Source organism: Rhodococcus sp. 14-2483-1-2 (assembly GCF_002259405.1).
Classification (GTDB): domain Bacteria; phylum Actinomycetota; class Actinomycetes; order Mycobacteriales; family Mycobacteriaceae; genus Rhodococcoides.
The window spans coordinates 97,389-122,985 of sequence record NZ_NPFW01000006.1 but is presented as its reverse complement, the minus strand read 5'-3'; the positions used below and the strand labels follow the sequence as shown (position 1 = coordinate 122,985).

The 25,597-nt window shown below is 65.6% G+C and carries 21 protein-coding genes; 16 read left to right on the top strand and 5 right to left on the bottom strand.

What is annotated here, in order from left to right; translation table 11 throughout:
• Positions 1 to 168: 168 nt before the first annotated feature.
• From CH295_RS04195 to CH295_RS04165, 7 genes are all read left to right on the top strand, one after another.
• Complete coding sequence (locus tag CH295_RS04195) at positions 169 to 1,242, top strand: ABC transporter substrate-binding protein (RefSeq protein ID WP_252341898.1); 1,074 nt, start codon at positions 169 to 171, stop codon at positions 1,240 to 1,242.
• Positions 1,243 to 1,312: 70 nt separating this feature from the next.
• Positions 1,313 to 3,184: a siderophore-interacting protein gene (locus tag CH295_RS04190; RefSeq protein ID WP_094739861.1), complete on the top strand. Its 1,872-nt coding sequence runs from the start codon at positions 1,313 to 1,315 to the stop codon at positions 3,182 to 3,184.
• A gap of 135 nt (positions 3,185 to 3,319) precedes the next feature.
• A complete protein-coding gene (locus tag CH295_RS04185; RefSeq protein ID WP_094739860.1) occupies positions 3,320 to 4,624 on the top strand; it encodes a lysine N(6)-hydroxylase/L-ornithine N(5)-oxygenase family protein in 1,305 nt (434 codons plus the stop codon).
• 5 nt (positions 4,625 to 4,629) lie between these two features.
• Positions 4,630 to 5,694 carry an iron chelate uptake ABC transporter family permease subunit gene (locus tag CH295_RS04180; protein WP_037194737.1) on the top strand — a complete coding sequence of 355 codons (1,065 nt, stop codon included), beginning with the start codon at positions 4,630 to 4,632 and terminating at the stop codon, positions 5,692 to 5,694.
• A gap of 56 nt (positions 5,695 to 5,750) precedes the next feature.
• Positions 5,751 to 6,758 (top strand): FecCD family ABC transporter permease, encoded by a 1,008-nt coding sequence (locus CH295_RS04175; RefSeq protein ID WP_094739913.1) that lies wholly within the window; start codon positions 5,751 to 5,753, stop codon positions 6,756 to 6,758.
• Complete coding sequence (locus CH295_RS04170; RefSeq protein ID WP_037194544.1) at positions 6,755 to 7,561, top strand: ABC transporter ATP-binding protein; 807 nt, start codon at positions 6,755 to 6,757, stop codon at positions 7,559 to 7,561. The genes CH295_RS04175 and CH295_RS04170 overlap by 4 nt, the downstream gene beginning before the upstream one ends.
• Positions 7,562 to 7,643: 82 nt before the next feature.
• Positions 7,644 to 8,537, top strand: a complete 894-nt coding sequence (locus tag CH295_RS04165; protein WP_094739859.1) for a siderophore-interacting protein — start codon at positions 7,644 to 7,646, stop codon at positions 8,535 to 8,537.
• On the opposite strand, the gene CH295_RS04160 is transcribed toward CH295_RS04165, so the two are convergent.
• Entirely contained in the window at positions 8,534 to 9,733 is a 1,200-nt protein-coding gene (locus CH295_RS04160) for an FAD-dependent monooxygenase (protein WP_094739858.1), read from the bottom strand. The two genes, CH295_RS04165 and CH295_RS04160, sit on opposite strands and share 4 nt — an antisense overlap.
• A 117-nt stretch (positions 9,734 to 9,850) precedes the next feature.
• Between CH295_RS04160 and CH295_RS04155 the strand changes: the two genes are divergently transcribed.
• Genes CH295_RS04155 through CH295_RS04145 form a run of 3 tightly spaced genes read left to right on the top strand, consistent with a single transcriptional unit; the run spans position 9,851 to position 13,518 of the window.
• Positions 9,851 to 10,894, top strand: a complete 1,044-nt coding sequence (locus tag CH295_RS04155; protein WP_094739857.1) for an iron ABC transporter substrate-binding protein — start codon at positions 9,851 to 9,853, stop codon at positions 10,892 to 10,894.
• A gap of 9 nt (positions 10,895 to 10,903) precedes the next feature.
• The gene (locus CH295_RS04150; protein ID WP_230596428.1) at positions 10,904 to 12,466 is read left to right on the top strand and encodes an ABC transporter permease; all 1,563 of its coding nucleotides are present in this window, start codon (positions 10,904 to 10,906) and stop codon (positions 12,464 to 12,466) included.
• Positions 12,463 to 13,518, top strand: a complete 1,056-nt coding sequence (locus CH295_RS04145) for an ABC transporter ATP-binding protein (protein WP_094739856.1) — start codon at positions 12,463 to 12,465, stop codon at positions 13,516 to 13,518. Before CH295_RS04150 ends, CH295_RS04145 begins: the two co-directional genes overlap by 4 nt.
• Positions 13,519 to 13,532: 14 nt before the next feature.
• Here CH295_RS04145 and CH295_RS04140 read toward each other — a convergent pair whose 3' ends face one another.
• Together CH295_RS04140 and CH295_RS04135 are read right to left on the bottom strand one after the other, a co-directional pair.
• Positions 13,533 to 14,753: an MFS transporter gene (locus CH295_RS04140; protein ID WP_141216951.1), complete on the bottom strand. Its 1,221-nt coding sequence runs from the start codon at positions 14,751 to 14,753 to the stop codon at positions 13,533 to 13,535.
• A 39-nt stretch (positions 14,754 to 14,792) separates the two neighbouring features.
• Positions 14,793 to 16,196 carry an MDR family MFS transporter gene (locus tag CH295_RS04135; RefSeq protein WP_170945736.1) on the bottom strand — a complete coding sequence of 468 codons (1,404 nt, stop codon included), beginning with the start codon at positions 16,194 to 16,196 and terminating at the stop codon, positions 14,793 to 14,795.
• Between the two features lie 62 nt (positions 16,197 to 16,258).
• Between CH295_RS04135 and CH295_RS04130 the strand changes: the two genes are divergently transcribed.
• Positions 16,259 to 17,143: a phosphoribosylaminoimidazolesuccinocarboxamide synthase gene (locus tag CH295_RS04130; RefSeq protein ID WP_037194748.1), complete on the top strand. Its 885-nt coding sequence runs from the start codon at positions 16,259 to 16,261 to the stop codon at positions 17,141 to 17,143.
• Positions 17,140 to 19,272, top strand: a complete 2,133-nt coding sequence (locus CH295_RS04125) for a S9 family peptidase (protein ID WP_094739853.1) — start codon at positions 17,140 to 17,142, stop codon at positions 19,270 to 19,272. The genes CH295_RS04130 and CH295_RS04125 overlap by 4 nt, the downstream gene beginning before the upstream one ends.
• Here the strand turns inward: CH295_RS04125 and CH295_RS04120 are convergent.
• On the bottom strand, positions 19,269 to 19,943 hold the full coding sequence (locus CH295_RS04120) for a response regulator (RefSeq protein ID WP_037194556.1): 675 nt from the start codon (positions 19,941 to 19,943) through the stop codon (positions 19,269 to 19,271). The genes CH295_RS04125 and CH295_RS04120 overlap by 4 nt on opposite strands.
• Complete coding sequence (locus CH295_RS04115; RefSeq protein ID WP_230596436.1) at positions 19,940 to 21,433, bottom strand: sensor histidine kinase; 1,494 nt, start codon at positions 21,431 to 21,433, stop codon at positions 19,940 to 19,942. The genes CH295_RS04120 and CH295_RS04115 overlap by 4 nt, the downstream gene beginning before the upstream one ends.
• Positions 21,434 to 21,667: 234 nt before the next feature.
• Between CH295_RS04115 and CH295_RS04110 the strand changes: the two genes are divergently transcribed.
• From CH295_RS04110 to thiM, 4 genes are all read left to right on the top strand, one after another.
• Complete coding sequence (locus tag CH295_RS04110) at positions 21,668 to 23,062, top strand: cation:dicarboxylate symporter family transporter (protein WP_094739852.1); 1,395 nt, start codon at positions 21,668 to 21,670, stop codon at positions 23,060 to 23,062.
• Between the two features lie 130 nt (positions 23,063 to 23,192).
• On the top strand, positions 23,193 to 23,702 hold the full coding sequence (locus tag CH295_RS04105; protein ID WP_371828292.1) for a glutathione peroxidase: 510 nt from the start codon (positions 23,193 to 23,195) through the stop codon (positions 23,700 to 23,702).
• Between the two features lie 55 nt (positions 23,703 to 23,757).
• Positions 23,758 to 24,459 carry a DUF2334 domain-containing protein gene (locus tag CH295_RS04100; RefSeq protein ID WP_094739851.1) on the top strand — a complete coding sequence of 234 codons (702 nt, stop codon included), beginning with the start codon at positions 23,758 to 23,760 and terminating at the stop codon, positions 24,457 to 24,459.
• 174 nt (positions 24,460 to 24,633) lie between these two features.
• Positions 24,634 to 25,452, top strand: coding sequence for a hydroxyethylthiazole kinase (thiM, locus tag CH295_RS04095; RefSeq protein WP_170945735.1), 819 nt, complete (start codon positions 24,634 to 24,636; stop codon positions 25,450 to 25,452).
• Positions 25,453 to 25,597: the final 145 nt, after the last annotated feature.

The following is a 25,597-nucleotide window of genomic DNA, read 5'->3' as shown; positions in this document are numbered from 1 at the left end:
GACCCGACGCCTCAGCGAGGGTAGCCTAGCCTAGCTTCGGAATGTGCGGTGCCGTGCTTCTCTAGTGAGGTGAGGCTTGCCTCAATGGTGTTACCTTGTCAGTCGCCTCGCCCCGTCGGGTGTGGGACGCAGTGAGTGCCAGGTCGAGTGGAGAGGTTCCGAAGAACGATGAAGGTTCGTACGAAGTGGATGAGGAGCGCCGCGTCGATCGCGCTCGCCGGAGGGCTGACCATCGCCCTCGCCGCCGGATGCAGCAGCGATACCGAGGAGACGCGTGCCGCCGACTCCACGACGTCTGCGCAGGAGTCCGCATTTCCGGTCACGATCGACTCGGCACTCGGATCCGCGACGATCCCCGAAGCACCGAAGCGGATCGCGACCTGGGGTTGGTCGAACCAGGACGCGATTCTCGCCCTCGGAGTCGTACCCGTTGCGATGCCGACATTCGACGGTGCCCAGTACGGTGCGGACGAACGCGGTGTTCTGCCGTGGGACGCGAAGGCTCTCGCCGACCTGGGCGGCGACGCGCCGACACTGCTCTCCGGTGACGGCACCGGAGCGGTTCCGGTCGAGCAGTTCGCTGCCGCCGCACCGGATCTGATCTTCGCGCCGTACTCGGGGTTGAGCCAAGAGGAGTTCGACAAGCTCTCCGACATCGCGCCCGTCGTCGCGTACCCGGACAAGCAGTGGACCACCTCGTGGGAGGACCAGCTGACCATCGCGGGCAAGGCGCTGGGCAAGGAGAAGGAGGCCGCCGACCTGGTTTCCGGAGTCGAGGCCTCGATTGCCGATGCGGCGACGAAGTACTCTGCGCTGCAGGGCAAGACGGTCACCGTCGCGCTGCCCAACTCACCCGGCACTTTCGCCGTCAGCAAGGACGACGACGTACGAGTCGAGTTCCTCGAGCAGCTCGGTCTCGTCAACGAGCCCACCATTCAACAGGCCGACCCGGCCAAGGACCCCGACGCCGTGTACTTCGAGCTCAGCCTCGAACAGGCGCAGTTGCTGAAGTCCGACGTGCTGTTCGTCGTGGCGTACGACAAGGAATCGCTCGCAGGGTTCCTGGCCGAACCCGCCGTGGCCTCGCAACCCGTACTGGCGCAGGGTCGTACCGCCTCCACCGAGGCCCTCAGTGCGGACAAGAACTTCGCGTTCGGTGGCCTGACGGTGCTGACGATCCCGTACATCCTCGACGACGTGGCCTCCGCGCTGAACACTGCCGCCGAGAACGTTCAGGGCTGACAACACTCGGGCGGCCCACTCGACACGAGCACAGGCGGATTCACTTTCGACGACAGGAGCGTGTTTCACCGTGGCAAGGTCTCATCGACTTCAGGTCGTCTTTCCCGAAGTCCTGCGCACGGCAACGGTGATCGAAGCACGCCGGCTGGGTTCGGGTATGCGCCGAATCGTGTTGGGTGGGCCGCAGCTGCGGGAGTTCTCGCGCGGCGACTACCGGTTCCCGGCGTTGCGCAGCGAAGGATTCGACGACTTCGTTCGGTTGTTCTTCCCGGCGGAGACCGACGGCACGGTGGTGCTGCCGACCCAGCACGAGCGCACCGTCGAATGGCCGCGTGATCCGCGTCCGGTGACCCGCAACTACACCGTGCGCAGCGTCGATCCCGAGACCGCGCAGGTGACTCTCGACTTCGTCACCCACGACACCGGCATCGCGTCGACGTGGGGTCGGCGTTGCCGCGTCGGCGATTCCATCACCCTGCTCGGACCGGTGCGGTCGGGCCATGCCCCGGCCGGTGTCGACTGGGTGTTGCTCGTCGGGGACGAGACCGCGTTACCTGCCATCGCTCGATATCTCGAAGAGGCATTGCCGGGCCGACGAATCAGGGTGTTCGTCGAGGTCGCCGACGTCGAGCGAGAGTTGCCGTTGCCGACGGCCGCCGACGCCGAGATCACGTGGGTCCACCGGGACGGCGTCACCGCCGGCACCGGCGACTTGCTCGACAGCGCGGTGCGGGCGGCACCCTGGTGGGACGGAACGGTGTTCGCCTGGGTGGCGGGGGAAGCAACCGCTCTCAAGGGAATCCGTCGGTATCTGCGCGAGGATCGCGGCCTGCCGCCTGAGATGGTCGACGTCACGGGGTACTGGCGTCGCGCCGAGGTTCTGACCCGGGCCGACGATCCCGAGGTGCCCGACCTCAGCGGCGGCGAGTCCGAGCCGTTCGACAGGCTCGCCGAACGTGCGGAAATACTGTCGCCCTTCGCCTTGAGGGCGGCCAACACGTTACGTATCCCGTTGCACGTGTCCCGAGGGGCGTGCTCCGTCGAATCGCTGGCGGAAGCCACCGAGACGGACGCGCGCGCCCTCGCGAAATTCGTGCGCTATCTGCGTGCCGTCGACGTCCTCGCCGAGAACTCCTCCGGTGACCTGATTCTCGGCGATATCGGTGAGGCGATGCTCGGCGACGACTGGATCTCGCACTGGCTGGACCTGGACGGGATCGAGGCACGGGTGGAGCTGTCGATCACAGGTCTGGTGGACAGCCTGCGGACCGGCACCGCCAGCGCGAGCCTGCTGACCGGCAACACGTTGGCCGAAGACCTCGAGGCGTCCCCGCGGCTCACCGAACTGCATCACAACCACATCGCCGACGAGGCCGCGTTCCTGGGTCCTGCTCTGGTGCAGGACTATTCGTTCGACGGGGTCTCGTCCCTGTTGGTGGCGGGCGCAGGATCCGGAGTGGTGCTCGGCTCCGTTCTGCCCCGGTACGACGGTGTATCGGCGGGTGTGCTCGGGTTGCCCAGCGAACTCGACCTGATTCGACGTGACCTCGGGAAATGGCCCGAACTCGAAGGGCGAGTGGTGAATCACCCGCAGAGCGTCATGTCCGAACCGCGTGTGGAGCACGGGAACGGATTCGACGCGTATCTGTTGCTCGAGGTCACCGGACACTATCGAGACGACGACCTCGCGCTGCTGTTGCGCAACGCGGCAACAGGCTTGGCCGACAACGGAAAATTGGTGGTCGTCGAGCGACTTTCGAGTGACGCTTCGTTCAACGAGGACCAGGCGGAATTCGATCTACTGATGCTCTGCATGCACGGTAGCGGTGTACGAACGGTATCCGAATTCGCCTCCGTGGCAGCCGATGCCGGCCTCGCTGTCACGGCGTCGACCCTGGTCGGTTGGGGCGTCACGGTGCTGGATCTGCGCCGTGTTCCCTGACATCGTCGAAGCCGTTGTGATAGTGCGCTAGTTAGGTTAGCGTTGCCTATTGAAGGCGTGCGCGGATGGCCAGGCACTTTCGTAGCGCGCACAAACGCGGTCATGGACCCATTCACTGTCAGGAGCGCTTGCACGATGACTGTCGACGACAACTCGCGAGAATACGACCTCACCGAAGACTGCGAGTACGACATCGTCGGTGTCGGATTCGGGCCCTCCAATCTGGGACTGGCCATCGCGATCGAGGAGCACAACCGAACCTGCACTCCAACAGAACGATTGACGGCCTGCTTCGTCGAGTCCAAGGGCGAGTTCGCTTGGCACCCCGGCATGTTGCTGCCGGGGACGTCGATGCAGATCTCGTTCCTCAAGGACCTGGCGACCCAGCGCAACGCCAGCAGTGAATACACCTTTCTGGCCTATCTGTCGGAGCAGGGCCGGCTCAATCACTTCATCAACCTGCAGACGTTCTTCCCGAGCAGGCTCGAGTTCCACGACTACCTGGCGTGGGCCGCCGGAAAGGTCGACGCGATGGTGCACTACGGCACCCGGGCGGTGGACGTCGTCGACACCGGCGACGGGTACGGCGTCCGAACCGAAGGCCGACGAACCGGGACCGTGCGGGGGCGCAACATCGTGCTCGCCGGAGGGCTGACCGCCACCCTGCCCGACGGAGTCACGGCGTCGGCGCAGCAGTTCCACAACCATGATCTCCTCGGCCATCTCGATCGGTTGCCGTCGCGGTCGCATCGCACGTTCGTCGTCGTCGGTGCCGGGCAGAGCGCCGCCGAGGTGGTGGACTACCTGCACTCGACGTACAGCGATGCGTCGGTGCACGCGGTGTTGCGCAAGTACGGGTACAGCCCGGCCGACGACAGCCCCTACGCCAATCGCATCTTCGATCCGGCGGCCGTCGATGACTTCTACTCGTCGTCGCACACCCTGCGCGAGCAGCTGTTGCAGTATCACCGCGGCACCAACTACTCCGCCGTCGACCTGCCTCTGATCGAGGAGCTGTACGCCCGCGAGTACGCCGAGCGGGTCAGCGGGCAGCGGCGGTTGTTCGTGCACGGAGCAACCCGCTTGATCGGAGCCACCGAAGAGCCGACGGGCGTGCGTGCCTCCGTCGAGCACGGCCCGACGGGTCTTGCCGAGGACATACTGTGCGACGCTGTCGTCTATGCCACCGGCTTCACGTCCCTCGATCTACCCGAGATCCTCGGTCCGCTGTTCGACGCCGTCGAATACGACTCTCGCGGTCCTCGCGTGACGCGTGACTACCGACTCGTGACGCGTGAACCGAGCGCGGGTTCGATCTACCTGCAGGGCGGCACGGAACACACGCACGGCCTGACCTCGTCGTTGCTGTCGAACATCGCTGTTCGCAGCGGTGAGATCGTGAAGTCCGCTGTGAGCGCGAGGGTGCGATCGGTGGTGTGAATCGGGTGAGCACGAGGACGGGCGACGAGCCGGAACAGCGAGATGTTCCGGCCGAAGTCGGTGGTCTCGCTCGCACCGATGCGCGTCGGGCCGCGGGGTTGTTCGTCGTCCTCGGTGTTCTGGCAGCGCTGTGCCTGGTGAGCATCTCGGTGGGCACCGAGTACATCCCGATCGGTGAGGTGTGGCACGGGCTGTTCGTCGCCGACGGATCCACCGAATCCGTGATCGTCCGCGAACTACGGCTTCCGCGTACCGTTCTGGGGTTGCTCGTCGGAATCGCCCTCGGGGTTGCCGGTGTACTGATTCAGGCGATGACGCGGAACCCGCTGGCCGACCCGGGAATTCTCGGCGTCAATGCCGGGGCGGCATTCTTCGTCGCGATCGCCGTCGGCGTGCTGGGTGTCACCGACATTCGGTCCTACATATGGTTCGCGTTCGCCGGGGCAGTGGTCGCCACGATCGTGGTGTACGCGCTGGGGTCGCTGGGGCGAGCGGGAGCCACTCCGATCCGGTTGACACTGTCCGGAATTGCGCTCGGTGCGGTACTGGGCGGCGTCACCTCGGGCATGCTGTTGCTCGATCCGGACGCCTTCGACAGGATGAGGTTCTGGGGAGCTGGGTCGTTGGCCGGTCGAGGTCTGGACATCGCATCCGAAGTCGCCCCGTTCATCGCGCTCGGAGTCTTCCTGGCGGCCCTGATCGCTCGTCCCCTCAATGCGATCGCACTCGGCGACGATCTGGCCCAGTCGTTGGGGGCGAACGTGATTCGTACGCGAATCGTCGGCGTCGTTGCTGTGACTCTGCTCGCCGGCGCTGCGACGGCGGCGGCCGGGCCCATCGGGTTCGTCGGACTGATGATTCCGCACATGGTGCGCTGGTTCGTCGGACCGGACCAGCGTTGGATTCTGATCTACACGGTGTTCGCGGCACCGGGATTGCTGCTGCTCTCGGACGTGGTCGGACGCATCGTGATCAGGCCGGGGGAGCTGCAGGTCGGTATCGTCACCGCGTTCGTCGGCGCACCGGTGCTGATCGTGCTGGTTCGCCGCAAGAAGGCGAGCGGACTGTGACCCGTGGACAACGCGGCGGCGACATCGATTTCGGCCGAAAGCTGTGGGTCGTGCGAATGCGGGATCGGGTGGACGGCCGCATCGACATCCGAACGGTGGGCGTCTGCGGGGCGTTGCTCCTCGTGACGGTGGTGGTCTCCGTCGTCGCGGTCGGTACCGGCGACTACTACATTCCGCCGAACGAGGTGCTCGCCGCGGTGTTCGGCGACGCGCCACGCCTGACCGAGATCGTGGTGATGGAGTGGCGGTTTCCCCGAGTGGCACTGGCCTTCCTGTTCGGAGCCGCCCTCGGGGTATCGGGCGCGGTCTTTCAATCCTTGACGCGAAATCCCTTGGGCAGCCCGGACATCATCGGATTCGGCACCGGTGCCTACACCGGCGCGCTCGTCGTCATACTCACTCTCGGTGGTGGCTACTACCGGACCGGCGCGGGCGCGCTCGTCGGCGGTCTCGCGACGGCTGCTGTGGTCTACCTGCTCGCGTACCGGCGCGGGGTGCAGGGCTTTCGGTTGATCATCGTCGGGATCGCCGTCAGCGCCGTTCTGGCCTCCGTCAACACCTGGCTCGTGATCAGAGCCGACCTGGACGACGCGATCGCGGCCGCCGTGTGGGGTGCGGGCACCCTCAACGGCCTGGGGTGGTCGCAGGCGGGACCCGTGCTGGCCGTGTCGGTCGTCATCGCGTCGTGCTCGGCGGTGCTCTCGCGTCGGCTGCCGATGTTGGAGATGGGGGACGATGCGGCGAGGGCGCTCGGTGTGCGCGCCGAGCCGACCCGGCTGATGCTGGTGTTCCTGGGGGTTGCGCTGATCGCAATGGTCACCGCGGCTGCAGGGCCCATCTCCTTCATCGCGCTGGCCGCGCCGCAGTTGGCGCGCCGCCTCACCGGCACGTCGGGAGTGGCGATGGTGCCTGCCGCGTGCATGGGGGCGCTGCTGTTGGTCGTGAGCGACGTTGCTGCGCAGCGCGTCTTCGCACCCACACAGCTGCCGGTGGGTGTGGTGACCGTATCGGTCGGCGGCGCATACTTCGTGTGGTTGTTGGCGCGGGAAGGCAGGAAGCAGTGACGAAGCCTCGATTGCACACCGACGACATCACAGTCGGATACGACAGGAGCGTCGTCAGTGAGAACCTGACCGTCGAGATTCCCGACGGCAAGTTCACCGTCATCGTCGGACCGAATGCCTGTGGTAAATCGACTCTGCTGCGGGCACTCTCGCGGCTGCTGAAGCCTTCTCGCGGAACCGTTCTGCTGGACGGGAAGGCGATCTCCTCGTACCCGGCGAAGGAAGTTGCCCGACGCCTCGGCCTGCTCCCGCAGACCTCCATCGCGCCCGACGGTATTTCGGTGGCCGATCTCGTTGCGCGGGGCCGTTATCCGCATCAGAAGCTGATCCGGCAGTGGTCGACGACGGACGAGGCTGCGGTGATCGAGGCCATGAACGCCACCGGAGTGACGTCGCTGTCCGCCCGTCCGGTGGACGAACTGTCCGGCGGTCAGCAGCAACGCGTCTGGGTGGCAATGGTTCTCGCGCAGCAGACGCCGCTGTTGCTGCTGGACGAGCCGACGACCTTCCTCGACATCGCGCACCAGATCGAGCTTCTCGACCTGCTGGCCACGCTGAACCGCGAGAACGGCCGCACTCTCGTCGCCGTGTTGCACGACCTCAATCACGCCTGCCGGTACGCCGATCACATCATCGCGATGAAGGACGGCGCAGTGGTCACCGAGGGCGCGCCCGCCGACGTCGTCACCGCCGAGCTGGTCGAGGCGGTCTTCGGGCTGCCGTGCCGCATCATCGACGATCCGGAATCGCACACGCCGTTGGTGATCCCCAAGGTGGTCGGTCGCAGGCTAGGCAAGCCTTAGTTTAGAATCGGGGGAGAGTGGCCGCCGAGGCTGCCTGAACGTTCTCGCAAGAGTTACGACGAGATATGCATCGAGGATCGAGATGAACGAACAACCGCGTGGTTACTACTACGCCGATGTCGTTGCGGTGGAACGACTCACGGTGCACATGGTGCGTGTGACGTTCGGCGGCGAGCACGTCGCCTGCTACCGCACGCTCGGGGTGCCCGACGAATGCGTCGGAGTCTATTTCCCCAGGGCAGGCGAGGTGATCCCGCCGCCGATGACCGAGGTCGACGGGTTCTGGTGGTTCCACGGTCTCGACGATGCCCCCGAAGGCCGCAACTACACCGTTCGTCGTCTCGATCCGGAGCGCGGTGAGCTGACCATCGACTTCTTCGCACACGAGGGCGGTGTCGCATCCACCTGGGCTCAGCAGGCCGTTCCGGGGCAAACGGTGTTGTTCACCCGCCCACGATCCTGGTACTCGCCGCCCGCCGACGTCGAATGGCTGCTGTTGATCGCAGACATGACCGGGTTGCCCGCGCTCGGCCGACTCGTCGAGCAGTTACCCGCGGGGGCAAAGGCCCACGCGATCGTCGAGGTTCTCGAACGCGGCGACATCCAATACTTCGAGACCCAGGCCGATGTGACGTTCGATTGGCGCATCGGTTCCGGAAACGGCGACAGCGCAAGCGTTCTCGACGATGCAGCATTGGCGTATCCGTTGCCGGAGGGACGCGGGTACGTGTGGTTCGCAGGCGAGGCGTCGTCCTCGCGTCGGGTGCGCAAGTACTTCCGCAAGGAATTGGGCTACGACATCGCGTACTTCGACATCATCGGATACTGGCGCGCCGACTCCGAGAAGTGGCTCGAGAAATACAAGCAGTACCAGGAGGAGGCGCTGGCGGTGTACAACGGCGTCATCGAATCCGGCCGCTCCGAGCAAGAAGCCAGCGAGGCATTCGATGCGCTGCTCGAGCGGGTAGGGCTCTAGCCGGCGTTGTCGAACGCGTAGTCCGGCAGCTCCAGTGTCGCTGCGTCGGGGCCGAGGAGCTTGCTGGTCACGGCTTGTACGGGCTTCGATCCGGCCAGGCGAAGTACGGTGCGGAACGCGGCCACTCCCGCCGAGGTCTTCGGATGGGCGACGCGAGGCACACCGGGTGGGAGTTTCTGAGCCTGCTCGACGAACGGACGCATACGCGCCTCGAAGGCCTCGAACCCGGCGCGATGATCACTCGCTCGCGCGAGCTCGCCGGCGAGAACGTACGCGCCGGTGACCGACAGCGTGGTGCCCATGCCGCTCAACGGCGTTGCGCACCAGGCGGCATCGCCGAGCATGCCGATTCTGCCGTCGGACCAGCGCGGGGCCTTCACCTGCGCCAGATAGTCGACGTACAGTTCCGAGTCCGGTCCCAGTGAGTCCAGAATTCGGGGCACTTCCCAACCGACGTCGGCGAACGTCGAACGCAGGGCGGCGACGACGCGTTCGGTGGACGCGCCCTCGTAGCCGCTGTCGTCGGAGACCCAGGACAGGCTGAATCGCGTCGTGCCGAGGTTGTCCGGTCGTAGATTCGCCACGCGAGATCCGGGGGCGTTGAACCAACGCCACCACCCGTCGTCGCTCGGCCCCTTCGGCAGCACGCCGTAGGCGGTGTACAGGCCGACGGGTGTGGTCTCGGCCTCCCCGGCGAAGACCAGTTCCCTGCTGCTGGAGCGGATTCCGTCGGCGAAGAGAACCAGATCGAACCGCTCGGACGGTCCCGACGCGAACGTCACATCGACTCCGTCGGCATCCTGGGCCACGCCGACGGCGCGATCGCCGTAGCGGTATTCGGTTCGCGGTCCGGCGGATTCGACGAGGATCCGCGCGAACTCGCCGCGCAGAATCTCCAACTCCGCCGTCGGTCCGTCGTGGGTTCCGTCGCCGGCCGGGAAGGCCGCGATGGTGGCGTCGGCGTCGTCGACGAATCGGGTGCCCTTCTCGGTGGTGCCGTTCGCGAGGAGGGTCGCGTCCAGACCCATGCGACGCAGCACCTCGCGGCCGGAGCCGCGAACGTCGATGTTCTGGCCGCCGAGTCGCAGTCGCGGTGAGCGTTCGAGAACGGTGACCTCGAAGCCGGCTCGATCCAGCCAGAACGCCGCGGTGGGACCGGCGATGCTCGCACCGGTGACGAGTACACGAGAAGTCATGGAGTGGGAGTGCCCGAGCGTCCGGCCGTTCAATCCCGGAGGGAAAGTAGCTGAGCCTCACCTTTGTGGTGTACTTTCATCGAATTGTCCGAATGACCCGTTTTCGTCAGGAGAACCGTGTTCACCGTTCGCCGTCTGGCGCTGCTCTCGTTCAGCGCAACCCTCGCCCTCGGTCTCGTCTCATGCAGCTCGGACGGCTCGTCCGACGAAGGCACGTCCACCTCCGAGTCCGCCACCTCGGAGTCCGCACTCGTGGTGTACTCCGGCCGCGGTGAAGAGCTCGTCGACCCGCTGATCGAGCGAATCGGTGGCGATATCGAGGTCGACTACTCGGGCAACACCAACGCACAGGCCGCAAAGATCCTCGAAGAGGGCGACGCGACCCCGGCCGACGTCTTCTACGGTCAGGACGCGGGCGCACTCGGCGCCCTGGACGAAGCAGGTGCTCTCGCACCGCTGCCCGAGGACATCCTCTCCCTCGTTCCCGAGCAGTACCGCGGGACCGACGGCACCTGGGTCGCCACCTCGGCGCGGGCCCGCGTGTTGGCCTACAACTCCGATTCGGTGCAGGCAGCAGACCTGCCCACCGGGATCGACGGACTGCTCGACCCGCGCTGGCGCGGACAGATCGGCTACGCACCGACCAACGCGTCGTTCCAGGCCTTCGTCACCGCTCTGCGGGTGCAGCGCGGCGAGGACGGTGCTCGCACCTGGCTCGAAGGATTCGTCGCCAACGAGCCGGTCGCCTTCGAGGGCAACGGCCCGCTGCTGACCGCCGTCAACGACGGACAGGTCGCCACCGGCCTGCTCAACCACTACTACTGGTACCCCTTCAAGGACGAGAACGGTGCCGATGCCCCGGTCGAGTTGCACTACTTCGAGCCCGGCGACCCCGGCGCGCTGATCAACGTCGCCGGTGCCGGTGTGCTCGCTGCCTCGGACAACCAGGAAGCGGCATTCGATTTCGTGCGCGAGTTGCTCTCGACCGAATCGCAGACGTACTTCGCGAACGAGACAGCCGAATACCCCGTCATCGACGGAGTCACCTCCGACTACGACCTGCCGCCGCTGTCCGAGCTGGGCTCGACCGATCTCGATCTGGGCCGGCTCTCGTCTCTCGAGGCCACCCAGACCCTCCTCACCGACGTCGGAATCATCTAGTCGGTGCTCGTGTCTGCACTCCAGCCGCTTCGGCGGCGTCACTTCGGCGGTCGTCCCGTTCTCGGGACGACCGCGTTGTGCGTGGGAGCGCTGACGCTGACACCCTTGGTGTACCTGTTCGTTCGAGCGTTCGACGGAGGAACCGAGAAGGTTCTGCGTCTGCTCCTGCGGCAACGCACACTCGACCTCGCCGTCCGTACGGCAACACTGACTCTCACCGTGCTCGTCGCGTCGGTGGTGGTCGGGACGCTGCTGGCGTGGTTGACCGTCCGTACCGATCTACCGGGGCGACGCTTCTTCGCGATGGTCCTCGCAGCCCCACTCGCCATCCCGTCCTACGTCTCCGGGTACCTGTGGATCGCCGAATTCCCCTCGCTGGCCGGCTTTTCCGGTGCAGCGCTGGTGCTCACGTTGTCCTGCTTCCCGCTGGTGATGCTGCCGGTATCGGCGGCGTTCGCCACCGCGGACCCTTCGTTGGCCGAGGTCTCGCGAACCCTCGGTCGAGGCGCTGTACGCACGGCGCTGACCGTCGAGTGCCGTCGCGTCGTTCCGGCCGCGGCGGCGGGCGCACTTCTGGTCGCGCTGTACACCATCAGTGACTTCGGGGCGGTTGCTCTGATGCGATACGACGCCTTCACGCTCGGCATCTACAGCGCGTACCGCGGGGGACTCGATCGCACCGCGGCCGCAGTCCTCGGGCTGGTGCTCGTGGTGGGCGCGTTGGTGCTCACCCTCCTCGAACGGCGTGCCCGACGCGGCGCCACGGCGAGGGTGGGATCGGGAACCGACCGGATGGCCGAGCCTGTGGTTCTGGGCCGGTGGCGCGTGCCTGCTCTGGCCGTTGTCGTTGCTGCTCTCGGTGTTTCGGTGCTGGTACCGATTCTGGCCCTGGCGCGGTGGCTGAGTCGATCGTTGCGCTTCACCGTCGACTGGGCGGACGTACTGGCCGTCACGGCCAAGACCGTCCAGTACTCCGCAACGGCCGCTCTTGTGGTGGCCTTGCTCGCGTTGCCGGTCGCGCTGTTCGCGGCCCGATCCACGTCGAGGGCCGCCCGCGGTGCCGAGTTGTCCACCTACATCGCGCACGGACTACCGGGTATCACCGTCGGGCTCGCCACGGTCTTTCTCGGTATCAGGTTTCTGCCGTCGTTCTATCAGACGGCGGTTCTGCTGGTGCTGGCGTACGTGGTGCTGTTCCTGCCGTTGGCCGTCGGCAGTACGAGGGCGGTCGTCGACGCCACTCCCGTTGTCCTCGAGGATGTCTCACGGACCCTGGGCGCGGGCCGGTTGCGCACCGACCTCCGAGTGACCATTCCGATCGCCGTACCCGGCATCGCAGCCGGGGCCGCGCTGGTCTTCCTGACCGTCGCCAAGGAGCTACCTGCGACGTTGATGCTGCGCCCTCGGGGAGTCGACACGCTCGCGACCACGCTGTGGTCCACCACCGAGGCGTTCCGATACGGCGAGGCGGCTCCCTACGCCCTGGCCCTGATCCTGATCTCGGTGGTCCCGACGGTCGTTCTGACACGAGCGTTGGGGCGCACGACGCGGAAGCGAGTAGCACTGCCATGAGCATGGTGATTTCCGGTCTCGTTGCCTCGTACGGCAGTACGGCGGTGCTGCACGGGATCGATCTCGACCTCGGTGACGGCGAGATGCTTGCCGTCCTCGGCCCCTCCGGCTGCGGCAAGACGACCCTGTTGCGATCCATTGCGGGACTGCACCGCATCGACGCGGGCCGCATCACCTCCGACGGGCGGGACATCTCGGTTGCGGGGCAGATTCAGGTGCCGCCGGAGAAGCGAGGGATAGGGCTGATGCCGCAGGAAGGTGGATTGTTTCCACACCTGACGGTACGTAGGAACATCGAATTCGGTTTGCGTACAGGGTTTCTGCGGCCCTACCTGTCCGGTCACGCAGAGCGCACCCGACGCGTCGACGAGATGCTCGAGCTGGTCGGACTACCCGATGCCGGCGGGGTGAAGCCCAGCGAACTCTCGGGCGGTCAGCAGCAGCGCATCGCGTTGGCACGTGCGCTCGCACCGGCTCCGTCGGTGGTGTTGATGGACGAGCCGTTCGCCGCCCTCGACGCGGGGCTGCGTACCTCGATCCGGCAGGACGTGCGAGAGTTGTTGCAGTCCAGCAAGACCGCCTCTATCCTCGTCACCCACGACCGAGCCGAAGCGCTCGGAACAGCCGATCGGGTCGCCGTGTTGCTGGGTGGTCGCTGTGCCCAGATCGACACTCCGCGTGAGGTGTACGAGCGACCCGCCACACCAGCCGTCGCGCGGTTCGTCGGCGACGCCTACTTCATAGACGCTGCAGCACAGGGCGGCCACGTCGACACAGTCCTCGGGCGTCTCGAATCCACTACCCGAGCGACGGGAAACGGGCAGGCGTTGCTCCGTCCCGAGCAGCTGTCGGTCTCGGAGCGCGAGGACGGCGCATTCGTCGTCGAGCACGAGTTCTTCACCGGCCCCGAATCCTCGGTGACCCTGCGGCACAGTGGCACCGGGCTGCGGCTTCGAGCCATCGCCCGAACCGCGGACCGATTCGCCCCCGGTACCGCCGTCGACGTTTCCGTGACGTCTCCGGTGCATTGGTTTGCGGGTTCGGTGGAGTGACGCGGCTACCGAAATCACCACCGTCCGGGCGTCGACAACAGCGTCAGGGCGAGTACACCGACTGCGAGTATCGCCGCGCTGAGCACCAATCCCGACTGTCCACCGACCCTGTCGACCAGCAGACCGGCCCCAGCCGCACCGAATGCAGCGCCGAGGTTGTAGGCGGTGTTGACCCAGCTGCTCGCCTCGGAGCGTCGGCTTTCGGGAGCGAGTTCGTCGGCGGCCAGGTATGCGGTGATGAACGAGGGCGCGACGGCGAGACCGGCGACGAACAACCCGGCGGCCACTCCCCAGAGCGTGTCTGCCAGGGCTGCCGTTCCCGATACCGCGACGGCCAGTGCGGCCGACAGACCGCCGAGCTGAATCGGCCGCGACGACGTAGCGAGGTTCAGCTTTCCCCAGATCAGCCCGCCCACAACGCTGGCCGCGACCATGCCGGACTCGATATATCCCGCCGCGCTGGGGTGGCCCTGTGCGGTGGCCAGTTCGGCGACGCTGATGTAGACGATGCTCACTCCGGCGGCCAGAGCCGATATCGCGACCAGGACCGCGAACAGTCCCGGGATCGGGCGGGCCGTGACGGTGCGAATTCGACGGTGCGGCGGCGCGGTGTCGTGGACTTCCCAGGTGCCCCGTCTTATCGGTTCGGCTGCGATCATCGCCGAGGTGCCCGCCACCAGCACCACCGCTGCACCGGCAAGACCGACCCATGCGGGGAGCACCGTGATGAGGATTCCGACGGTGAGCGGGCCGGCGAGAAACAACACCTCCTCGCACGTCGAGTCGAGGGCGTAGGCCGCTTGCTTGCGATCGGGGGAGTCAGCGGTCATCGCCCGCCAGTTCGACCGCATCGCCGGGCCCAACGGCGGCACGGCTGCTCCACCCGTGACGAACAGGGCGATGGATAGCAGTACCGGGAAGTCGGTAGAACCGGTGATCGAGGCCGCGCCACCGATGCACAGCGCAGAGAGCGCAGCCAACGGCAGGAGAGCCCGGAACTGGCCGTGCCGGTCCACCAGACGAGCCTTGAACGGGAGCGTGATCGTGGTGAGGCCATAGGCGGCGATCGCGAGACCGGCAGTCGAAAAAGACCCGGTTCGTTCGTGGAAGGTGAACACCGCGGACAGCGGAATCAGCGCGAAGGCGAACCTACCGAGCAGGGCTGCTGCGAAAACTCCGCGAGCCCAGGGTATTCGGAGCACGGAAGAGTAGCCCTCGGACCCGACCGACGGCACCGGCGTCACCTCCTCGAATTCGGTTCGGCAGGCCCGACCCTATTCCGCGGCACGCTTGGGCATGAACAGTGCGGCGACGGCCATCACCGCCGCTGCCGCCAGGACACCCAGAAAGACCGGGTGGATGGCGTCGGACAGTTGTTCGGGACTCGGGTCGTCGGAGATGCGTGAGTTGACGATCGCACCGAACACCGCGACCCCGACTGCGCTGCCGATGGAGCGGGCGAACATGTTGGTCGAGGTGGCGACGCCGCGCTCGGACCATTCGACGCTCGACTGGGCTGCGATGAGGGTGGGGCTCGCGATCAGGCCCATACCGAGGCCGATCACGAAGCACACCGCCCCCACCTGCCATACCTGGGAACCGGAACCGAGGCCAGCGGCGAATGCCGCTCCGACCACCGCGATGGAGGCACCGATCAGCGCGGTGGTGCGGAAACCGAACCGGAGGTACACCCGCCCGGAGAGGGAGGCCGCGATGGGCCAGCCGAGTGTGAGGGTGGACAGTGCGAAGCCTGCGACGATCGCGCCGGTGCCGAGCACGCCCTGCACGAACGTCGGAACGTAGGACGTCAGGCCGAGGATCAACGCACCGACGAGCAGCGAGATGAAACTGCTGACCACCAGGACTCGACGCGTGAACACCCACAACGGCAGGATCGGCTCTTCGACTCTGGTCTGAACCACTGCGAAAGCGGCGAGCAGCGAGAGTCCGGCGACGAAGATGGCGATGCTGACGGGGGAGTTCCACGCCCAGGACTGTCCGCCCTCGAGCAGCCCGAGCAGCACCATCGCCGCGCCCACCGTCAGCAGACCGGCACCGAGGTAGTCGATCTTGGGCTTGGTGCGTTCCACGGCTCCCTCGTCGAACTTGCGCCACAGCATCACCGCGGCCAGCGCGCACAGCGGAATGTTGACGAAGAAGATCCAACGCCACGTCAGGAACTCGGAGAAGATACCGCCGAGGGCCGGGCCGAGCACCGAGGACATCGCCCACACGCTGGCGAGGTAGCCCTGCACCTTGGCGCGCTCGGCCAGGGTGTAGATATCGCCGGCGATGGTGATCGCCATCGGCTGCACGGCACCCGCACCGAGACCCTGGACTGCCCGGAAGGCGATCAGGGCGGGCATACTCCAGGCCAGGCCACAGAGTATCGAGCCGAGCAGAAACACCGCGATGCCGAACAGCATGATCTTCTTGCGGCCGAACAGGTCGGCCAGTTTTCCGTACAGCGGCACCGATACTGCCTGCGCCAGAAGATAGATGGAGAACAGCCACGGAAACTGCGTGAACCCGCCCAGGTCGTCGACGATGGACAGCACCGCGGTCGCGATGATGGTCGCGTCGAGGGCGACCAGAGACGTGCTGAGCATCAACGCAATCAATATCGGCCCGCGTTCGGAGCGGAATCCGACAGCCGACGTCGTGTTGTTCGTTGCCACGGCTACCAGTCTGATGCCTGCCGGCACCCCCGCCGCCACCGGCCCAGATAGTGTTGAACACCGTGCGACCATCACTGAGTAGCTACGAGCATCTGGCCGGCGGCAAGGTCCGCGATCTCTACACGATCGACGACGCGCATCTGTTGCTCGTCGCGAGCGACCGAATCTCGGCCTACGACCACATCCTCGACACCCCGATCCCGGACAAGGGACGCGTGTTGACGGCCATGAGCGTGTTCTTCTTCGAGGAGCTCGGCGGCGTCAACCACCTGGCCGGTGATCCGCTCGACGAACGCATTCCCGCCGAACTGCTCGGCCGCGCCCTGGTGGTGAAGAAGCTGAACATGGTGCCGATCGAATGCGTCGCACGCGGCTACCTCACCGGTTCGGGTCTGTCGGATTACAACGCGACCGGAAAGGTGTGCGGCGTCGAACTCCCGCCGGGGCTGATCGAATCCAGCAAGCTCGGCCAGGCGATCTTCACGCCCGCGTCCAAGGCCGAGCTCGGCGACCACGACGAGAACATCACCTTCGATCAGGTCGTCGAGAAGATCGGTGCCGAACTCGCCTTCAAGCTGCGCGAGGACACCATCGAGATCTACTCACGCGCTGCCAACTTCGCTCTGGAACGCGGAATCATCCTCGCGGACACGAAGTTCGAGTTCGGTACCGACGCCGACGGCAACCTCGTGCTCGCCGACGAGGTGCTCACCCCTGATTCATCGCGCTACTGGCCTGCCGATTCCTATGAGGAAGGTCGCGTCCAGCCCAGCTTCGACAAGCAGTTCGTCCGCGACTGGCTGACGGGCGAATCCGGCTGGGACCGCAACTCCGACACCCCGCCACCACCGTTGCCCGACGACATCGTCGCAGCCACACGCAGCCGCTACATCGAGGCCTACGAGCGCATCTCGGGCCTGAACTTCGACGATTGGGTCACGCCATGACGATCACCCCACCCGTTGCCAAGAAGGTGCCACTCGAGCGCACCCATCACGGCGACACCTTCATCGACAACTACGAGTGGTTGCGCGCCAAGGAAGATCCCGAGGTGATCGCCTACCTCGAAGCCGAGAACGCCTACACCGAGCAGCAGACCGCAGGCCTGGAGTCGTTGCGCGGCAAGATCTTCGACGAGATCAAGTCGCGAACCCAGGAGACCGACCTGTCCGTGCCGACGCGCATGGGGCAGTGGTGGTACTACTCGCGCACCGTCGAGGGCAAGTCGTACGGTCTCCAATGCCGTTGCCCCGTCGACTCTCCCGACGACTGGACTCCGCCGACGCTGTCGTCCGACGTGGACGTCCCCGGTGAGCAGATCCTGCTCGACGCCAACGAAGAAGCGAAGGGACACGACTTCTTCTCCCTCGGCGCGTTCTCCATCAGCCTCGACGGCACGCTGCTGGCCTATTCCACCGACACCGAGGGCGACGAGCGCTACACACTGCGCTTCAAGAACCTCGAGACCGGCGAGCTCCTCGCCGACACCATCGAGAACGTCGCGCCCGGGGCCACCTGGACGGCCGACGCCACCCACGTGTTCTACCTGACGGTCGACGAATCCTGGCGTCCCGACACCGTCTGGCGACACACGCTCGGCAAGTCCGGAGACGTCAAGGTCTTCCACGAACCCGACGAGAGCTACTGGGTCGGCTTCGGTTCCACCCGTAGCGAGAAGTACCTGATGATCTGGGTCGGTTCGAAGATCACCTCCGAATGCCTCGTTCTGGAATCCACCGATCCCGAGGGCGAGTTTCGCGTCGTACTGCCGCGCACGGACGGCGTCGAATACAGCATCGAACATGCCGTCGTGGCCGGTGAGGATCGATTCCTCATCACCCACAACGGCTCGGTGAACGGGTGGGGCACCGAGGGGGACAAGGCCGAGAACTTCCTGCTCGCCGAGGCACCGGTCTCGGACCCACTCGATCAGCGCACTCTGGTTCCGCATCAGGGCGACGTCCGGGTCGAGGACATCGACGCCTTCGCCGGCCACTTGATCTTCACCTACCGCCGAGAAGCGTTGACCCGCATGGCGATCTGGCCGCTGACCGATCAGGGGTACGGCGAGTACCGCGAGCTCGAATTCGACGAAGAGCTCTACTCCGTGGGGGCCGGCTCCAACCCGGAGTGGGATCAGCCGTTGCTGCGGATGGTCTACACCTCGTTCATCACCCCCGGCCAGGTCTACGACCTCGACATCGCCAGTGGTGAACTGCTGCTCCGCAAATCGCAGCCGGTTCTGGGCAAGTTCGATGCCGGTGACTATGTGCAGCATCGCGAATGGGCCACCGCGCCGGACGGCACGCAGATTCCGATGTCGGTCATCGCGCGCAAGGACGTGCCCGACGGCCCCGCGCCGACGCTGCTGTACGGCTACGGATCGTACGAGGCGTCGATGGACCCGTCGTTCTCGGTGGCGCGGCTCTCGCTCCTCGATCGCGGCATCGTCTTCGTCGTCGCACATGTTCGCGGCGGCGGCGAGATGGGTCGGCACTGGTACGACAACGGCAAGACGCTGAAGAAGAAGAACACCTTCACCGACTTCATCGCTGCCGCACAGCATCTCATCGACACCGGACGCACCTCGCCGAAGCGCCTCGTCGCCGACGGCGGCAGTGCAGGTGGACTGCTGATGGGCGCGGTGGCCAACCTCGCGCCGGAGCTGTTCAACGGCATCCTCGCCAACGTTCCGTTCGTCGATCCACTCACCTCCATCCTCGATCCGTCACTGCCGCTGACGGTCATCGAATGGGACGAATGGGGAAACCCGTTGGCCGACAAGGAGGTGTACGACTACATGAAGTCGTACAGCCCCTACGAGAACGTCGAAGCCAAGGACTACCCGTCGATCCTGGCGATCACGTCCATCAACGACACTCGCGTCCTCTACGTCGAGCCCGCGAAATGGGTTGCTGCACTGCGAGCAATGAAGACCGGTGACTCGGACCTGTTGCTGAAGACCGAAATGAGCGCCGGACACGGCGGAGTGAGCGGGCGCTACGAGAAGTGGAAGGAAGCGGCCTTCGAGTACGCGTGGATCGTCGAGAAGACCGGTGCGGCGGCGCCGCTCTAACGCCACATGTAACGGACCTGCGGTCGCCCGGCTTTACCGTATTCGGTGTGCCGGGTGACCAGGCCGTCGTCGGCCAGTCGCTCGAGATATCGCCAGGCCGTCACTCGGGAGACCCCGACGACCTTGGCGGCCTCGGACGCGTTGAGTCCGTCGGCCGCTTCCTTGATGCTCGCGGTGATGCCGTCCATCGTCTGCGGGGCAATACCCTTGGGTGTCGAGACGCGTTCGTCGGCCGTCCGTAGATGCGCCATGGCGCGGTCGATGTCGCGTTGACTCGACGCGTTCTCCCCGGCCGGCAACGCAGCGTGGAATTCGCGATAGCGCTCGAGCTTGTCGCGGAACGCGGCGAACGTGAAGGGCTTGAGCAGATACAGCACGATGCCGTGCGCTACTGCCGAACGCACCACCGACAGATCCCGCTCGGAGGTGATGGCGATGACGTCGGGACTCGGCCGTAGACCGCCGAGAGCTGCTGCCACGTCGATGCCGCTCGCGTCGGGCAGACCGATATCGAGCAACACCAGATCGACGGCCTCGGTGCTGGCGAAACGCATGGCCGACGCTCCGGTGTGCGCCACCCCGGCCACCTCGAAGCCCGGGGTGCGCTCGACGTACGTCTTGTGTGCCTCGGCGATCAGTGGTTCGTCGTCGACGATCAGGACGCGGATCATGACGCCGATCCAGGGATGGTGGCAACCATGACCGACCCGTACGTCACTTCCGAGGTCAAGGTGCCGCGATGGCGACCGATCACCTGAGTCACCAGGGCGAGGCCGAGGCCGCGTGAGCCGGACTTGGTCGAGTAGCCGCGCCGCAGAGCGGCTTTGAGCGTCTCCGGCGGCATTCCGGGACCACTGTCGGCGACCCTGACGACGAGTTCACCATCGGCGTCGCGGACCGTCACTTCGACCCACGGCTGGTCGGATTCTTTCGAGGCATCGATGGCATTGTCTATCAGATTGCCTACCAGCGTGACCAATTCACGCGCAGTGAGCACACCCTCGTGCTCCATCGCTGTGTCGTCGGTGATCGTCAGCTCCACGCCCTGCTCGGCGGCCTGACTGACCTTGCCCAGCAGCAGCGCAGCGAGTGCCGGTTCGCTGACCGCGTTCATCAGACGGTCGATGAGCGCCTGCGAGAGTTCCAGATCGGCCGTCGCGAACTCGACGGCCTCCTCGGGTCGGCCGAGCTCGACCATCGTGATGACGGTGTGCAGCCTGTTCGCCGACTCGTGAGCCTGCGAACGCAGCGACTCCGCGAAACTGCGCACCGAGTCCAATTCACCCATCAACGAACGCAATTCGGTCTGATCACGAATCGTCAGCACATTGCCCAGGCGTCGGCCCTCCCACATCACCGGATCCTGATTGACGACGAGTACGCGATCCTTCGTCAGATGCAATTCGCCACGCACGATGCCGGTGTCCATCTGCTGCATCGACTCCGGCAACGACTCGAAAGAGACCGGGCCCTCCGGTAGATCGAGGAGGCGTCGGGCCTCGTCGTTGACCAACTCCGCCTCGTCCCCGCGGCCGAACACCAACAGTCCCTCGCCGATCGAGTGCAGGACGGCGTCGTGATGCTCGTACATGGTGCGCAGTTCCGCCGGTGCCATTCCCAGTGTCTGACGCCGGAGCCGACGGCTGAGCAACGTCGATCCCGCTGCGGCGACGACGAAGGCGGCGAGCACGACCGCGATGATGAGCGGCAGGCCTTGGAAGAACTGATCACTGATCTTCTGGCGAGTGACGCCCGCCGAGACGAGGCCGACGATCTCGCCCGAGGAATCGGTGACCGGCGTGACCGACCGGATCGACGGGCCGAGAGAACCCACGTACGTCTCGGTGAACGTCTCGCCCAGCAAGGCGCGGTCGATATTGCCGCTGAACGGCTTACCGATCAGGTCGACGGTGGTGTGCGTGAATCGGGTGCGATCCGGTGCCATGACGACGATGAAATCGACACCCGTGACCTGACGAATCTTCTCCGTTTCCGGCTGCAGACGTGACGTCGGGTCGTCGGACTCGATCGCAATGGGCGTCGACGGTTCGTTGGCGATGCTCACCGCGATCGCCGTGACTTCGCGTCGGGTGGCGTCGTCGCTGTTGGACCGTTCGTTGAGCACCGTCAGGATGCCGCCGGCGAACACAACGACCGCCATGACGACGAGCTGCAGCACCAACACCTGGCCGGCGACGCTCAGTGGGCGCTTCGAGGACAACGCAATCCCTTCGTGCAATACATCGGACGTGAACGAAATGAACGTATAGGTGACTCCTGTCACCCGGTGCAGCAACATCATCTCTCAGCAGGGGTGATCCACCTCACTCCACTCCCAGTAGTCACGAAGTCCGCAGTTCGACTCGCGCTTCACCGGAACCCAGAAGGAACATTCATGACAACCATCGATGCGGAGCGGTTCGACAATCCGCCCACCGAGCCCAAGAAGAAGCGCGACAAGACTCATTGGCTCTACATCGCCGTGATCATCGCCGTCGTTGCCGGCGTCATCGTAGGACTGACCGCCAAGGACTTCGCCGTCGAGCTCGCGGTCCTCGGCACGCTCTTCGTCAGCCTGATCAAGATGATGATCAGCCCGGTCATCTTCTGCACCATCGTCCTCGGCATCGGATCGGTCCGCGCCGCAGCCAGTGTCGGCCGAGTTGGTGGCCTTGCCTTGGCCTACTTCATCACGATGTCGACCATCGCCCTCGGTATCGGCATGGTCGTCGGCAACCTGATTCAGCCCGGCGAGGGACTCAATATCGTGCCCGGCGGTGGCGATGAGTACGCCAAAACCGCAGAGGGTGCGGGCGGAACCATGGACTTCATCGCCGGCATCATCCCGGAGAGCTTGCTGTCGTCGCTGACCGCCGGATCCGTCCTGCAGACGCTGTTCGTCGCCATCCTCGTCGGCTTCGCGCTGCAGGCCATGGGCAAGAGCGGCGAGGGCATCCTCAAGGGCATCGGTTCGGTGCAGAAGCTCGTCTTCCGCATCCTGACCATGATCCTGTGGCTCGCCCCGATCGGTGCCTTCGGTGCCATCGCCGGTGTCGTCGGCAAGACCGGGTTCGACGCCGTCATCCAGCTCGGCACCCTGATGCTCGCCTTCTACATCACCTGCTTCATCTTCGTCTTCTTCTTCCTCGGACTGATCCTGCGCTTCGTCTCCGGCTTCTCCATCTTCAAGCTGGTCAAGTACCTGGCCCGTGAGTACCTGCTCATCGTCGCCACGTCGTCCTCCGAGTCGGCCCTGCCGCGTCTGATCGCCAAGATGGAACACGTCGGAGTCGAGCGCACCACCGTCGGCATCGTCGTCCCCACCGGATACTCGTTCAACCTCGACGGCACCGCGATCTACCTGACGATGGCCTCGATCTTCATCGCCGACGCCATGAACATGCCGCTCTCGATCGGCGAGCAGTTCTCGCTGCTGCTCTTCATGATCATCGCCTCCAAGGGCGCAGCCGGCGTCTCCGGAGCCGGTCTGGCCACGCTGGCCGGTGGCTTGCAGAGCCATCGCCCCGAACTGCTCGACGGAGTCGGCCTGATCGTCGGAATCGACCGGTTCATGTCCGAGGCCCGTGCGCTGACGAACTTCTCGGGTAACGCCGTCGCCACCCTGCTGGTCGGCACCTGGACCAAGACCATCGACAAGGACCGGGTCAACACGGTGCTCGACGGCGAACTGCCGTTCGACGAGGAGACCATGGTCGACGACCACCTCCCCGAGGACGACCGACCTGCAGACAAGCAGGTCATCATCGAAAAGCACGCCGCCAAGGCGTAGTGCCTGCCGGGCGCCGCGCATCCCCCCGTCGCCCGGTTCGGAAAAACGCAAGTACGACCCCGCCACCAGCGGGGTCGTACTTGCTTTTGTACGTCGGTTCCATTCTGTTGGTACTCACAGGTAAGTTCGGGTGATGACTGAAGTTCAGAACATCGGCATCAACACCCTGGGTGGTGCGCCCACCTCGCTCGACGAGTACGCCGGAAGAGCCATCCTCGTGGTCAATGTCGCCTCCAAGTGTGGACTGACCCCGCAGTACGAAAAGCTCGAGAAGCTCGCCAACGAGTACGCGGCCAGTGGCCTCTCGGTCGTCGGCGTGCCGTGCAACCAGTTCGGTGGCCAGGAGCCCGGCACCGCCGAAGAAATCGAAACGTTCTGCTCCACCACGTACGGCGTCACGTTCGCGATGACCGAGAAGGTCGACGTCAACGGTGACAACCGGCACCCGCTGTACGCCGAATTGACCAAGACCGAGGACGCCGACGGCAAGGCCGGCGACGTCCAGTGGAACTTCGAGAAGTTCCTGATCTCGCCCGACGGCGTCGTCACCGATCGCTTCCGTCCGCGCACCGAGCCGGACGCACCCGAGGTGCTCGCCGCTATCGACAAGATCCTGCCGAAGGAAACGATGGCCGTTTAGCTTCTGTCTGCATCGACTTCGAGCCTCGTTCACGCTGGTGTGCGAGGCTCGAGTCATGTCTGGACGCCTGATCGTGTCGGTGAGCGGAATCAAGAACGACACCTACGAGCATGCCGCCGAGTTCGCGCGCATCCTCGACGGACGCCGCGTCCCGCTGTCGCTGCTCGTCGCACCGCGGTTGAAGGACAAATACCGACTCGCAGCGGACGTGCCGACCCAGGAATGGCTCCGGGCGCGGCGCGACGGCGGCGACGCGATCGTTCTGCACGGCTACGACCAGGCCGCGACGAAGCGTCGACGCTCCGAGTTCTCCGCACTGCCGCGTCACGAAGCCCGACTGCGACTGATGGCAGCGGACCGCGTCATGGAACAGACCGGCCTGCGCACCCGCATCTTCGCCGCTCCGCGCTGGATCGCCTCACCCGGTGCCGTCGAAGCCCTCCCCGACGCGGGCTTCCGAATGTTGGCTGCACTCAACGGCATTCACGACCTCGAACGCGACGGCGTCGTCCGCGCCCGAGTGTGGGGAATCGGCGAAGGATTCAAGGCCGAGCCCTGGTGGTTCAAGGCACTGGTACTCGGCGCAGGCCGCACCGCCCGACGCGATGGAGTGGTGCGCCTGGCCATCAGTGCCAAGCAACTGGGACGACCCGGACCACGACAGGCAATCCTCGACGCGATCGACCTCTCCCTGCACCACGGAGCCGAGGCGGGCGTGTACGAATGGATCCCGCGAACCAAATCCCGCGTGGCTTAGCTCCTCGCTGCACCCCCACCCGCCCCGCGTCAATGGACCATTGCACGGCTCAGACGTCTGCAATGCGCCATTCACGCGTACGGGGTTGCGGCGTGAATGTGCCATTGCACCGCTCAGACGTATGCAGTGGTCCATTGACGCGAACGGGGTGAGTGCGGTCGTAGACTCGCAACAATGAGTGCCTCGACTGTGACCCTGGACGACATCGTTGCCGCACATCGACTTCTGCGCGATCGCAATCCGCTGGTGCAGTGTCTGACCAACACGGTGTCGGTGCAGTTCGTCGCCAATGCACTGTTGGCCGCGGGGGCCGCGCCGGCGATGGTGGACAACCCCGAGGAAGCGGCAGGGTTCGCCGAGATCGCCGACGCGGTCCTGGTCAATCTCGGAACTCCGACAGCTGCCCAGGTGGAGAGTTCTCGGTTGGCGTCGGCCGCAGCGAGGGCAGCGGGGAAGCCGTGGGTGCTCGATCCGGTGGGAGCCGGCGGTCTGCCGTGGCGAACCCAGGTGGCCGTCGAGCTACTTGCCAACCGGCCCAGCGTCATTCGCGCGAACGCGTCCGAGGTCATGGGATTGGCGGGTGCCGAAGGTGGATCGCGCGGGGTGGATTCGTCTGCACACGTGGCAGATTCGGTCGATGCGGCCCGGTCGCTGCTCGACCGGGCCGAGGTCGTGGCGGCGTCGGGGGAGGCCGATCACATTCTCGGCCCCGACGGCATGGTGAAGGTGGGCGGCGGAAGCGGACTGCTGCAACGGGTTACGGCTACCGGGTGTGCGCTCGGTGCACTGACGGCTGCCTACTGCTCGGTGTCACCGACTGCACTGATCGGTGCCGTCGCGGCGCACGCGCACGTCGCGGTCGCGTCGGAGATCGCGGCCCGGTCGACGTCGCGGCCGGGGTCTTTCGCAGCTGCGTTCCTCGACGGACTCGACACGGTCGACGAGTCGGCAATTCGTGAATTGGTTCGGCTCGACATCGGCTGGCCTGAATGACGCGTGCTCCAGTGTGCAGTTGGTGCTCCACTGTGCCGAAATATCCGCGGGAATGTCGCGAAAACTGCGTGTAGTGGTGCGAAAAATGCAGATCGCTGCGAAGGTAACGCCCTCTTGACCGAAACGTGATGTAACGGAACACGTT